This is a genomic window from Phormidium pseudopriestleyi FRX01, assembly GCF_017313335.1.
Taxonomy (GTDB): domain Bacteria; phylum Cyanobacteriota; class Cyanobacteriia; order Cyanobacteriales; family Laspinemataceae; genus Laspinema; species Laspinema pseudopriestleyi.
Map to the genome: position 1 here is coordinate 1 of NZ_JAFLQW010000298.1, position 13,049 is coordinate 13,049.

General features: G+C 44.2%; 10 protein-coding genes and 1 pseudogene. 8 read left to right on the forward strand and 3 right to left on the reverse strand.

The features are described 5' to 3' along the window. Window positions 1-972 (reverse strand): DUF1822 family protein (locus J0895_RS11080; protein ID WP_207088155.1); only part of this gene is annotated, 972 nt, incomplete at its 3' end. Between the two features lie 268 nt (window positions 973-1,240). Here J0895_RS11080 and J0895_RS11085 point away from each other — a divergent pair. Next, window positions 1,241-1,429 carry a hypothetical protein gene (locus tag J0895_RS11085; protein ID WP_207088156.1) on the forward strand — a complete coding sequence of 63 codons (189 nt, stop codon included), beginning with the start codon at window positions 1,241-1,243 and terminating at the stop codon, window positions 1,427-1,429. Window positions 1,430-1,649: 220 nt separating this feature from the next. On the opposite strand, the gene J0895_RS11090 is transcribed toward J0895_RS11085, so the two are convergent. Together J0895_RS11090 and J0895_RS11095 are read right to left on the reverse strand one after the other, a co-directional pair. Beyond that, a complete protein-coding gene (locus J0895_RS11090; RefSeq protein ID WP_207088157.1) occupies window positions 1,650-3,395 on the reverse strand; it encodes a protein kinase domain-containing protein in 1,746 nt (581 codons plus the stop codon). 63 nt (window positions 3,396-3,458) lie between these two features. Next, window positions 3,459-5,393, reverse strand: a complete 1,935-nt coding sequence (locus tag J0895_RS11095) for an NB-ARC domain-containing protein (RefSeq protein WP_207088158.1) — start codon at window positions 5,391-5,393, stop codon at window positions 3,459-3,461. 616 nt (window positions 5,394-6,009) lie between these two features. On the opposite strand from J0895_RS11095, the gene J0895_RS11100 reads away from it, so the two are divergent. The 7 genes and pseudogenes from J0895_RS11100 to J0895_RS11130 all read left to right on the forward strand — a co-directional run. Then, entirely contained in the window at window positions 6,010-6,450 is a 441-nt protein-coding gene (locus tag J0895_RS11100) for a hypothetical protein (protein WP_207088159.1), read from the forward strand. 123 nt (window positions 6,451-6,573) lie between these two features. Continuing rightward, entirely contained in the window at window positions 6,574-7,746 is a 1,173-nt protein-coding gene (locus J0895_RS11105; RefSeq protein WP_207088160.1) for a hypothetical protein, read from the forward strand. Window positions 7,747-7,965: 219 nt separating this feature from the next. Next, window positions 7,966-8,112 (forward strand): hypothetical protein, encoded by a 147-nt coding sequence (locus J0895_RS11110; protein WP_207088161.1) that lies wholly within the window; start codon window positions 7,966-7,968, stop codon window positions 8,110-8,112. A gap of 197 nt (window positions 8,113-8,309) precedes the next feature. Next, a complete protein-coding gene (locus J0895_RS11115) occupies window positions 8,310-9,890 on the forward strand; it encodes an FHA domain-containing protein (RefSeq protein WP_207088162.1) in 1,581 nt (526 codons plus the stop codon). Window positions 9,891-9,918: 28 nt separating this feature from the next. Beyond that, window positions 9,919-11,427, forward strand: coding sequence for a caspase family protein (locus tag J0895_RS11120; protein ID WP_207088163.1), 1,509 nt, complete (start codon window positions 9,919-9,921; stop codon window positions 11,425-11,427). 33 nt (window positions 11,428-11,460) lie between these two features. Continuing rightward, window positions 11,461-12,564: a serine/threonine-protein kinase gene (locus J0895_RS11125; protein WP_207088164.1), complete on the forward strand. Its 1,104-nt coding sequence runs from the start codon at window positions 11,461-11,463 to the stop codon at window positions 12,562-12,564. Window positions 12,565-12,845: 281 nt separating this feature from the next. Then, window positions 12,846-13,049, forward strand: a pseudogene (locus tag J0895_RS11130) (Uma2 family endonuclease); the annotation flags it as partial.

The following is a 13,049-nucleotide window of genomic DNA, read 5'->3' on the forward strand; positions in this document are numbered from 1 at the left end:
TACTTCCTCCAAAATCTCTCCCTGCTCATCCAAAACCATCAACTTGAGTTCTTCAGGCAAATTAGTTGACTCTTGAATCGGAAAAACCCGCACTAAAATATCAATTTCCCCCTCAGATTCCTGGGAAAGCTTCACCAATAGCGCTAAAGACGCCGTTCCCAAAACAATCGATTTTCCCTGTTGAATCGTCGGCAAATCCGGTTCCGGTTCGATATCTTTGGCGTAACTGGCTAAATCAGAACGAAACGCTGGCGATCGCATTCCAAACAGTTCATCAATCGTCTGCCATCCCGCATCAATCGCTTGATTCATCTGACTTTGCAACCACCCACTCAGATTAACGGGGTCCGGTTGTTCACTCACAGGTTCTAACTGGATGTCTAAAACCTTTACTCCCAAATGTTTCGAGAGTTCTCCACTTTCAAACAGTTCCCGCACTCGTTCAAATCCGGCTAAATAGCCATTAAACACTAAACGGATGCTGCCTTCTTCAATTTTATCCAATCTCAATGAAGCATTTCCTGGAATTTGTTGAAGCAGGGTTTGAATCTGTTCTAGCTGTTCTGGGCTGATTTCCGACACTTCAATGGATAGTCTCCATTTCACCCATTTCTCTGTAGGAGGCGGCGTAAAAGTTCGTTTATATCCTAACTCTTCCAGATATTTCGGGATTTTTACCCAAGCAATTTCCGGTCGATTTTCTGTTTTTTGTTCAACCAGGGTTTCAATGTATCGGTACAAATAATTACTTAAATTGACTCGCAGACCATTGACATCAACATTAAGCATTTTGGCAACTTGTTGTTGCGAGTAACCACAGAGCAATCCGCACAGACAGTCTGATTCTTTTAGAGAGAGCTTTTGCTGCCTTTGTGCATTGTTATAAAACGTTTTGGCTTCCCCTAAGTCTAGGGAAAGTTCCTCCAGTTTCCATTGTTCCGCTGCTTGGTTGACGATTTGTTGGATGCTCATGACTCCTCCACCCTAAATAATTAAGATCCGCTCCAAACGGCTACTAATCAGGTTGCTAACCGTTATTAGTAACTGCATACTCCCAGCCTATGATATAAACAAAAAGGGGAGATTTTTATCTGTCAATAACCAGATTTTTAAACTCGGGTGATTCCTAACAGAGTTGCTAATTCTTTTTAATAGCAATTAGCAGCAAGCAGGCTGTTCTCAAGGCTAGGCTTAGGGTAATTCAAAAGAAGTCCAAGCGAATCCAGCAGGAGTTGACATCATGCCTAGCAAATTAGAAATCCTTGTGAATATTGCGATTACCTCCCTGATTATGGCAGCCTCTAATTTTAGCACCATCGGGTCCCAAATCCAATCGATCGCCAACTCAGGGTTTTCCCAAGAAATTATCGAGTCTCCAAGCGTGATTAAATGCCCCGACCAGCCTCCAACCAACTTAACCCGTGAGTAAGAGACTCCCTGACCCCATAAGGCAGTAGTATCAAAAGCCGATCGCACTGCCGGGAGGGAATTTCCCGGTTGCGATCGCTCTTCCGATTCAATCCTACCAGATTGTGGAGATTGGAGATCAACTGTCGATGCTATTTGCACGCCATGCTGTCCAATCTCCAGTCTCCACTGGATTGTTCGGGATTTACAGGAGTTTTCTCCCCGTCTGAGGGCTAATTTTTTTATTCGGGTTTGGGAAGGTTTATCGTTTTGGTACTTTGAAAGGCTAAAAGCCAGGTTTCAACTTCGGGTCTTCTCTTGTTGGGTTCATAGCGAATCTGGCAATTTTTCCCCGTATTTTCTGCCCCGAGATTATCCCCTGTCTCGGACAATACTTGGGCTAATAGGCAATAAGCATCGGGTTTTTCGTCGTTGAGAACGATCGCAGCTTTTAAATGGAATTCAGCCTTGGTATATTCTTTTTTTAGCCAATAAATCCACCCTAAATTTTTATGAATATCTGATTGGGTTAACGTTTCATTTGCACCTTCCAAGGCGGATATAAGTAGTTCGAGGGCCTGATCGTAATTTTTCTTCAAAATATACAAACGACCTAGGTTGTTCATAGCAGCAGAGGCGGCCCGATCGCTGGATGATGCGATCGCCTTAGCATAATAAGCGATCGCGCAATCTAAGTCGCCCAGTTTATCACAAGTTGCGCCTAACCCATACTGAGCGCTCCCAAATTCTGGCTCTAATATCAGGGCAAATTTATACAAAAATTTTGCGGGTTCTAGGCGATCGCTGATATGCTGTTGCGTCGCTTTGTCATTGAGTTTCCAGGCAATTTGGGGGGAAATCAAGGGAATCAATCCCCTGACTACAACGACCCCTAATAATCCGTTCAAAGCAATTTTAGCAATCAGGGAAGAATGGATAAACTTGGTAATTCGAGTTTGGATCCGATTCCAGATTACATAGTCAGGGGCCGGATTAGCCTCCGCCACCGGATTGTTCCCCGGATTACTATCCCCCCCAAATTGAATCTGATCTAACTGGTTTAACAACATTTGAGGATTGCGAGTGCGCTGGTGGGAGATGGGGTGAATTAACTGAGCGATCGCTGCTGCCAAAGCCGGATTCAAATCTGGACAAACTGCTTGCCAGCCCACTAATTCTCCCGTTTCTGGGTCTTCAAATTCTATGGGCGAACAGCCGGTTAATAAATAAACCATCGTGCGTCCAAGGGCAAATAAATCCGATTTGGGAAGTGCTTTTCCTTGCCGTTGCTCTGGTGCGGTATATCCTTCGGAAATCACCAGCGTGACATTTTGTTTGTCTCGTTTTTCTAATAAGGTTGCGGTGACTTCCCGGGCGGTTCCAAAGTCAATTAAAACCAGTTTTCCATTGGGACACCGCATAATATTTGCGGGTTTAATATCCCGATGAAAAAAGCCTTTACTATGAACAAATGTTAAAGTTTCTGCTAATTGACGTAAACTATCTAAAGCCTGATGGTTAGAAATTGGGCCAGATTGGGTGACCCACTGCTCTAAATTTACTCCCTCAATTTTTTCCAGGACTAAACATCGGAGAATGATACCTGAGTTTAAGGGAATCAGAAAGGGACTATAGGGTTCAACCCGGGGAATTTGGGGATGTTTGAGCGCGGTTAAAACCCGCGCTTCTTGCTCAAACAGGCGAATTAATGCCCGGTTATCCGTGGGTTTTAGAACTTTTAAAACTTTCAGGGGGTTGCTATTTTCAGGGTTATCCCCCCAATCCTCGACTTCAAATAGTTCAGTGGATGTGGGTTGATTCAGGGGTCGTAGGGGAGAGATGAGGCGATAGTGATCGCCCACAAACAAGGGTGTACCACAGCTTTGACAAACTCGCTCGGTTTCGGGGTTTTGTCGCTGTTGGCATTGGGGATTAATGCAATAACTGATCCACTCTGGGGAAACCTCTAATTCTTGGCGATCGCTCATGATTCACACCCCTTTAATTTTCGGTGTTTGATAGATTTGAAATGGGTTAAGCTAATCATAGCTTTAGCTCTCAGATTTAGGCAATAGATTGAGCAAATTCTTAAGATTATCTGCGGCATATCCGATTTCTAGGGCGGATTTTCCATCTAGCATGGTGAGTATCTGGGTGAGATAAACGGCTAAACGGCGATCGCTTCTCAATTTCATCACCAGTTTCTCTTTAATCGGGGTGAGAATCAGTCGGATTTGCCGGGAGTAACTTCCCGCGTCTCGGGGACAATTCCTGGCAATTTGATGGGTTCGGAATCGTTCAACCGGATCTAAGTTGTGACTTCGGATGACTTCAAGGATTTCCCGGCAAACTTCCTCGATTAAGTCTTTGGTGATATATTTCATTACTGCCGGTTGCAGGGTAAAGTGCGCTTCATCCTCTGGGGTACTGATTTCTAGCAGCGATCGCCGACTCAGAGATTTGACAAGTTGGATAAATTCTGATTCGGAAATCGGGTATAATATTTGTTGTTTTAAAGTGGATAGAGAAATCGGTTCTCGGGCAATTGCTAACCCGTACATTATTTCTTTTTCTCCCTCAGAAACCGTTTCCCAATGCTGCCTTAACACTTCCTCTAACCCATCATCGACGACCATTGTATTCTTTTGAATAAAGCTGGAGACTCTGCTATTAAAATAGTCGGTAATAATCGGAGCAATGGTCATCAATGCCAAGGGATTACCGCGATAAAGTTCAATTAATTTGTGCCAATCTCCTGGGTCTTTGAGTTGGTTATCCTGTAAAATATTTCGTGCAGCTTCGGGTTTTAATCCTTGAATGCAACACAGATGAGTTCTCAAATTTTGTTGTTCTAAATAAGGCATGGGTTCCGAAGGTTCGCGACTGGTTAGCAGCAAACAACTGGGATGAGTTTCTTGAGCAAATTTTCGGATGAGATGACCATAATCCTCATATCCTTCTCGATATTTACCAGCTAATTCCCCCGTTGCTAATAGGATTTCCCACTCATCGAAAATCAGCAGAAATCGTTGCGATCGCAAACAATCCATCAGCCGATTCATTCTCTCTGCTGAGGTTTCGGGTAAATTAACAGAAAATTGAGGGGACAGACATTGGATTAAATTTCCCAGGAGTTCGAGGAGAGGGGGAGCATGGCGCAGGGAAATCCATTTTACTTGGTCAAAATTATTTTGAATCTCTTGAGCGCAGCGGATTGATAAATAGGTTTTACCAATTCCCCCCAATCCGAGTAACACCACTAATCGAGCGCGATCGCTCACAATCCACTGGGTCAAAGTCGCCAATTCTTCCTCTCGTCCATAGAAATTAGACAGTCCCGGCGCTTCGTCTTCCCAACTCTTCAACGGTAATTTTACCGTCAATTTCCAATGTCCCAACTGAGGCATTTTTTGCTCAGTTGCTTTTTCCAAACCAGGATAATTGATATCCGGTGGAGAGAGAAACTGTTGTATCCATTCCTCATAATAACAGTCCAGAAAAATCTGAGATAACCCGTTAACTACCCAATGTTCGCAGGTCTCACGATCCGGGTTGAGAAACTTTCTCACGGTTTCTGAACTGGGTGGATATAAATCATTGAGTTTGTCAACCCAAACTTTATAAAATTTCCCCCAAGCAATACCTCGACCCTGCTTGAACTGCTCTAACTTTTCGGCAATCTCCTGTTTCAATTCCCGAGGGACATTTTGATGACTGTAGTCCCGATAAGGACGATTCAGCAAGATGCGACATAACCCATCAATCAACCAATACTCGCAAGTCGAAGCGCTATCGGATAAAATTCGTTTGAGTTCGGCTTCCGTTGGCGCATCTCCAAAACTAGCCAATTCTCTGCGCCACTCCTGTAAAATGTCACTGATTTTATTGTCATAATCTTTCAGGAATTTATCCTGTAACCGTCTGCGCTGTTCGGAACTCAGGGGAACAGGACGATGATTTCTTTCCGGTGGAGTGAGTTGGTACATTTGAGTCCTACCACTTAGTAAAAACGATTTTCAGCCTTGAATTCAGATGTAATCGGTAAATTTGTTTTAAATTGGGTTCAAATTGGTCTCAATCTCCTATCCCTGCTAATCTAATCAAGGTATCATACTATCTTCACCGATTTTCTAGTTTTTGGAAATATGGGAAAGGGAATTTTTTCCGGTTGCAGAAATCCGGGAATGGAGGAAGTGCTGCAATTTGCCGTTTCAGGGAAACATTCGATCGCCCTTCTCCAACCGCACACCTAAGCTCAGATTCCCGACAAAATCCACCCGTTTATTCACCGGCAACCTTGGCGATCGCCTCCCCAACCCACCCCTGCGGTCAAATTGGCTTTAACTTGTTCTCAAGTTGGCTTCAAGTTTAGAGGTTTTTAAAATCAACTTGATACAATGGTGAAACCAGAATGTTTCAGTCTAAATTAAGACAAAATCAACACCAAAAACCCAAAAATTAATCAAAATTTCATGATTTTAGCAGTTCAGTGAGGTTAGAAGCATCTGAAACATTCAATGGATTAAGTTTGGCTCAACTCATGATTTAGAGGGTTAATTCCTTTTCCACCTATCTTGACTCAACTTTTTTCTAAATGACAGTATGGCTATCAATCTTGACCTTTTTTCGGGAACCAACTTCCGCTCGACTATTGCAAACTATTGCAGCCAACTCAAATGGCGGATTAATGACATTAACGATCGCCGAGCAATTTTGCGATTCAATGCTTCCTCCGGCAATACGCAAACTCTGTTTATTATCCGCTATGAAAATACCCTAGAATTTTCTGTGCCTAGCGGGTTGAAATTTAATAGCGATTCTGAAATACCCGGGGTATTTTCTACTTACTTGCTGCTTAAAAATACGTCCTATAAGCTGGGATTTTGGTGCATTGAAGAAATTAGCGGCCAAAAAGTGTTTTCAATTATGCACAATGCGGAAATAAGTCTCATCAATGCCAATTACTTTGAGCGCGTTGTTTTAAGACTGGTGAATGAGTGCGACGAATTTGAACAAGCCATCACTCATATCTTGAATTGTTAAATACCACAACTTCTAATCTGACTGATAATCCGGGTAAATAGCCTGTTTATTTTAGGTCTGAAATGGAGTTGTCTTATTACCCAATCACCTTCTGTAAAATGCCAATTACAACCTAAATGTTTGATGATGATTATCCGCCAACCCCTTTATATTTATCCCGGCGATCGCCTGGAATGGGAACTCGATCGCCTCCGTCAACTCTTCAGTGCCACATCGGTTAAATCCAGCGAACTCGGACCCCAATTAAACAACTTTTTCCTTCTCGGACCCCGCACTCCTAGGACCGCTTCTCAACTCTTAAAACATTGGGGTTTAACCCTCAAGCAATCATCTGATTCTACCCCAATGATTGCCTGGGGAGTCTGGATGCCGCCTCAAAACAACCCACTCCATGCTCCCTTGGTTCAAGTTTATCGTCCCCTTAGACAATCCGGCGATCGTCCCCTACTCATTTCCGAACAACCCTTGCAACCGGGAGAACTGATTATTGTGACTGAACATAGCGATTCCTTAGTGATGTTATCCCCCTCTCAAGTCACTCAAACTCTCCCGGATCACCTCCAGTGGTTTGTCTGGCATTCTGACCTTTCTCTGAAAACTTTTAGGCCAATTTCTGGTCAACCCTATCCCCAAATTCCCCAACTCCAAAACCCAGTTAATCCCCTCGACTATCCCGGTCCAATTCTCCGGACCTCCCCTCCCTGGTTAAGCGATTTTTATCCCGAAATTACCTTTCCCTTAACCCCAAAAAGTCCTTCGTTTCAACTTATTTCTCTCCTACCCTCTGAAGAATTAGCCGCCCTTACTCTGGCCTTGAATGATGCCCCTTGGACTCGGCAAATTAGGGAAGAATCTAGTCACGATATCTGCAATCTTATTCCCTGGATTCAATCCCGGGCCTGTCCCTCTATTGTTAAACAAATAGTGTGGCAACTTCAAAATCCCAACTTGAAAAGAAAGGTCGCCGAACTTACGGGAATTCCGGTGACAGTCCGTCGGGAATTAAGTTGTAGTCGCCTTCGTCCTGGCGATCGCCTTTTCCCCGGGGAAAATCCGCCCAGTGACGGCAAACTCAGGGTTCAACTTCATTGGGTCTTGCAAGTGCCTGACTCCCAACAACGTCCTTGGGATTTCCGAGTAACCTCTCCAAATTCTCCCGAAATCCCCTCAATTGTTTACGCCGCAAAACCCAATTCTGCCCTCTGCTTATTAATCGAAAAAGATAATTCATACGAGATTCCTGTGATTCCCGATAACGCCGGAGACCGCCTCTCGATTGTCATGACTTTTGAGTAGATAAGCGAGGCGGGTTAGTCCACAGTTTATGACTCTACTATTTGAGGAGAATATAACGTTTCCGACAGTGATGAGCTATATTTTTGGGGAGCATCCCAATGAAAGCCTCCCTGACCCTAAGTCCCTCTCCCAGAGTGGGAGAGGGACTTAGGGTCAGGGCTTCTCCCACTCTGGGAGAATGGGGCTCCGGGGGATGAGGGCAAACTGTCCAAACATCGGATGCACCCCATTTTTGGAGTGCGAGCATCTTGCTGGAATTTGGGGGAGTGCGAGCATCTTGCTGGAATTTGGGGGAGTGCGATCGCCCCGGAAACCGGATCACTCGCACGCACCCAAAATGTAGTGACCATTACTTTTAAAATTTGACATAAAAATTAACAAAATGATAAGTTGCTAACTCAATAGCTCGGGTATAATAAGCCTGAATTCTAAATCATTCCTGGTTTCAGCCGGGTACAACAATCTCTGATTTGTACCCGCACTCCCCTCAACCTGGGGAAATTTTTTCCTCTGCAATCTCCCCGCTTCCCTGTTAATTCATTCAATTACCCGGAATTAGAGCCATGAACGAACTCAAACTGTTGATAGAACATACGGGTCATACCTACACCCTTAAACCGACTCGGGAATACGCGGTCGGGACTGCTTCTGACTGTGAAATTCGCTTGACAGACTCCCAGGTTTCTACCTATCATCTCAAGTTTAGTTTTGACCAATTTAGTAAAACCTGGCATATCTACGACTTAGGCAGTAGCACTGGCACATTTATTGATAACCAACCCGTTAGCGATTATCCGCTGGTTGCCCAAAAAAGAGTGACTTTAGGCAGTGGAATTCATCTAGTTGTTACCCCTGCCGGAAGCGAAACCACCCCCGCACCCCACCCCGCACCCATAACGACTCCTCAACCCGTTACCGCACCTCCTCAACCGCCGGTTTACTCCGCACCCCCGTCCTATCCCACCACGATGCCTGCTGCCAAACCAGGGGTGATTTCCTCAGAACCCGATAGAGCGTTAATTCGTGAATATTTTGAATATCTCAAAAAACGCCGGACTGCAAGCAATGAACAAGAACTATTGGGTAAAAAAGCCCTGGATGACTTAATCCTATCTATCAAGGAAAAACGGTGGCCAAAAAAAGAAGGGCTTTATATTTATGGGTTTATAGCCAGTCTTTTGATTTTAGTGCTATTTCAACAATTTGTATGGGCCACAATTTTATTAATTTTTGGCCTTATTTTAGCTTTCTATACTGTAGAGAATCCTCCAAAACTGCCCGATCCTAAAGCCACAGATGAGAAAATCATGAAATGGTTACTCATGGATAGAGAAAACTTGGTTAAGAAGGGAAAAGCTGAACTGAGATTATTAGAAGCCCTCGGCCAAGATTTAGGAAATATCCTTGATGCAGAACCGATTGTATTAATCAGTGGGATTAATGAAGAACTCAGCAAATACAATTTATTCGATCTGGTTCTCTTTAGGAACATGGTGGGTCCCCACAATTATTATGTTGAGCGAGGACTTGATGGAGAATATAAATATAGCATTTATAGTTTTATCGCCATTTATCCTTGTCAAAATTTCATTGCATATTATCGATGCAAATGGAATTTTGTGACTGGATTATCATTAGAAGATGAAACTTGTGAATATCTCTATGATAGTATTGTTTCGGTTAAAACTCAAGAATTATCCAATGCCTCCTCACAAATATTATCCAACACGAGCGATGAAGAAAAGCCTGGTTCAGGATACTACGGAATGTTATCATCAAAACTCAAAAAACATAATTCAGAATACAAAATAGTCAATCATGAAATTGATGAAGAAGAAGAAGTTGTTTCAGGATACTACAAAATGTTATCATCCAAACTAAAAAACCATAATTCAGACTACAAAATAGTCAATTATGAAATTATTGAAATTACGACTACAGATAGCCAAAGCATTCGTTTTCCAGTCATGGTTTCCAAAGATCGGGAAATTATAGATGCAAGTCAAACGTTTAACTTTGATAAAGTCCAAGACAGCTTGGCTCGAAATACGGCTCATACGATTCGGCAGCAGGTGCGCCAGCGGAAACCTGGATTTATCAAAACTCAATCGGTTAATGAACTGCGTCAGAATTTGTTAGAATAAAACGAAATTAAATCGTGGAGTTAGAGGGATGGCTAATACCTTTGATAAGGGCTATGCTTTGTTAATCGGGGTGGGTGAATGCGAGTACAAACGGTGGTCTTTGCCGGTGACGGTTAAAGATATTCAAGCGCTGTATCAAATTTTGATTGCACCGGAACTCTGTGGATATCCTGAAGAAAATATCCGGTTATTGCATAATGGAAGCGCTACCAAAACTAATATTTTAGAGGGGTTGGATTGGCTGAAAGTCAAGGCCCATGAAAATCCTGATTGTACGGTGTTGATTTATTATTCTGGTCATGGTTGGCTGGATAAAAACACTGGACATTACTATCTCATTCCTCATGATGTTGAGCCAGATCCGGAGGAATTTGCGGGGTCGGCGTTGGCGGCAGATGTCTTTACGAAGGCAATTCAGCAGATTGAATCTCAGCGAGTTTTGGTGGTGATTGACTGTTGTCATGCTCAGGGAATGGCGGCGACGAAAGGGGAGCCGATCGCCCTGAAAGTTCCACCGAGATTTGCGGAAACTGCTACGGCAAAAAGCTTGATTCATGCGCTTTCTCAAGGTAAAGGACGGGCAGTATTTACCTCTTGTACGGGGAATGAAAAGTCTTGGATGAGAAAGGACAATTTGATGAGTATCTACACTTACCATCTGATTCAAGCGTTGCAAGGTGCTGGAAATTCCCCGGATGATACGGTGGTGCGTCTTTCTAATTTGATGAATTATCTCGCTAAAACAGTTCCCGATAGTGCGGCGAGTGAATTCGGGACAACCCAAACCCCAAATTTTGATATTTCTAATGAGGATTTTGCTGTGGCGATCGGGTTGCTGCGGGGTGGAAAAGGATTACCGCAGGGAGGATGGGATGCGGTGAAGGATGAGGCGGCAGAACAAATTCGGCAAGTGGTTCAAGCGGGTCGAGATGTGATTGGGGTCAAGGGAAAAAATACCGGCAATGTGGCGATTGGAGGGTCAATTCATACCAGCAGTCAAGATACTTACACGACGAATAATCAAGGGTCAAAAACTTATCAAAATCCGGTTTATAACCAACAAGGTTCGACGAACTATCAAGCGGATGGGGGAACGGTGTACACTACCCAGGGTGGAAAGATGTACAACAGTCAGGGTGGAGAGATGCATATTGGCGATCGCATTTATAATCCTTCTCCCGAAAAACCCAAGGCAACTTTTGAAAAACTGGTCCGGGGAATTGCCAAAAAGTTTACTTATTTGGAGCAAATTCCTCCCTTTGATGCGGATGATATTTGGAAAATGGTCAGGGACGGCAATGGCGAGGGATTTGAACCCTTGGATTTAAAGTTGTTTGAATTGGTTTTGAGCTATTGCTGTTATTATTGCAATCATCGCATCACCCCGATTAAAGGCTACCAAAATTTTGGAGAAATGGATTACTTGCATCAAGCGACGCAGTTGAGTGGGACTGGCAAGCTGAGTCAAAGTAATTATCCCCTGAGTTCTATTATTAAGTCTCGGGAACTGTCGGAAATTATCCGGCAAATGGAATAAGCTTTTCCCACTCATTCTCAAAGGTGAACGGCTATGAATCGGAATGGAGGCAATCAAAGTTACCGCACCTTATTAGCAGAACGTCCAGGGGGACGGTTTTCTGAAGATGAGGTGATGGCGATTTTGCAACAGGTGCTATTTCAACTAATGCAGGATGGCGCAGGGGTGCAGGGTCGTATTGCTTTGGAGACGTTGGTACAAGATGCCGACTCGCGACAGGCGCGGTTTGTGCGATCGCCTGATGTGGTCATTCCTGAAGGGTATCTCGCACCGGAACGCCAAAAAACTGGCTTGGTCACTCCGGTTAGCGATATCTATGCTCTGGGGGTGACGATGGTGGTGTTGCTGACGGGGAAAGCACCGGATTTGTTAAGAAATGCTGATGGAACTTGGCAGTGGGAAGACTATTGTATGGTGAACGATCGCCTTGCAGAAGTCCTGAATCGGGCGATCGCCTCCCATCCCGAACAGCGCTATGGCAATGTCTGGCAGATGCACGAAGCGCTCAATCCGACCCCTTTGACCCCTGTACCGCCGACGGTGATTGAATCGCCTCTCCCCCTGTCTTCCCTCAGCGATCGCCCGAGTCCTGTACCTGCGTCTGTAGCTACACAAATTCCTCCCTCATCCCCTTCTCGGTTCGGGGTTTGGCAATGGGGGCTTGTCGCTGGAGTTGCAATGGTGTTCTGTGGTTTGGCTGGTTTTGGGTTAAGCCGTTGGCTCAGTCCGAATCCTGCACCGTTAACGTCAAACCCTCCCGATGATCTGAGTTCTCCACCTGAGCCACCCCGCGCTTTTGAACCGACTGCCGAACCACTCAATCCGTTCAAAACGGCTGTTTATCCCCTGTCTAGCTGCGGCGATCTCCCTCCTGCTGACCCGAATGCCTATCCCGTGCAATTTTATCCAGTTTTCCTGGAAAAAAGTGAGAGGAATTTGCAGCAAGTTAGAGCGCGATTTTGCCGGGATGCCTATCCAATGCTTCGCCAAGATAACAATCAGGAAGCAATTCAGGTGGCTTCTTTTCTAAGCCGAGAACGAGCAGAGTTATTCCGAGAATTTTTATGGGAAAATGTCGGCTGGTCTGAGGTGGGATCGGCGACCATTCTTTATGAAATGCCCGAATCTTTACGATAGTCACAGAAGCTGTCTTTCTGTCTACTGGTTTTAGAAATTCCAGGCTTCTGGGTTAATAAATTTTGGCAATCTGCAATTTTAGAATCAGTGAAAATTCAAGGATGGAACCCGGAGTTAGGGTTCTAAACGTCGGACTGTTATGAAGGTTTTGGGAACGGTTCGTAGTCAATCCCGAAGGCTTCAGCAATGGGTATAATTTCTAAAATTGCCCCGGTTTGACCTATTTTTGGGCAGTCGGATAGAATAATCATGGATGAGCGTAAACCCTAGCTGATGTAGTCATGACGATCGCCACTCGGAAAAACTTAACCTTTGACCAATTTCTAGCGCATTATCCCGAAGACGGGGGATTTTATGAACTCGTGAATGGAGAACTTGTAGAAATGCGAGCCACTAGAAATCACGATGATGTTGCTGATTTTATTGCCGATGGGTTAAAAGGTGAAATCCAACGTCTGAAATTAAACTATGTGGTTAAAAATACA

Excerpts from the sequence above, each read along its gene's own strand:
- J0895_RS11095 (WP_207088158.1), bottom strand. The coding sequence starts at position 5,393 with ATGTACCAACTCACTCCACCGGAAAGAAATCATCGTCCTGTTCCCCTG.
- J0895_RS11115 (WP_207088162.1), top strand. The coding sequence starts at position 8,310 with ATGAACGAACTCAAACTGTTGATAGAACATACGGGTCATACCTACACC.
- J0895_RS11090 (WP_207088157.1), bottom strand. The coding sequence starts at position 3,395 with ATGAGCGATCGCCAAGAATTAGAGGTTTCCCCAGAGTGGATCAGTTAT.
- J0895_RS11105 (WP_207088160.1), top strand. The coding sequence starts at position 6,574 with ATGATGATTATCCGCCAACCCCTTTATATTTATCCCGGCGATCGCCTG.
- J0895_RS11110 (WP_207088161.1), top strand. The coding sequence starts at position 7,966 with ATGCACCCCATTTTTGGAGTGCGAGCATCTTGCTGGAATTTGGGGGAG.
- J0895_RS11120 (WP_207088163.1), top strand. The coding sequence starts at position 9,919 with ATGGCTAATACCTTTGATAAGGGCTATGCTTTGTTAATCGGGGTGGGT.
- J0895_RS11125 (WP_207088164.1), top strand. The coding sequence starts at position 11,461 with ATGAATCGGAATGGAGGCAATCAAAGTTACCGCACCTTATTAGCAGAA.
- J0895_RS11100 (WP_207088159.1), top strand. The coding sequence starts at position 6,010 with ATGGCTATCAATCTTGACCTTTTTTCGGGAACCAACTTCCGCTCGACT.
- J0895_RS11085 (WP_207088156.1), top strand. The coding sequence starts at position 1,241 with ATGCCTAGCAAATTAGAAATCCTTGTGAATATTGCGATTACCTCCCTG.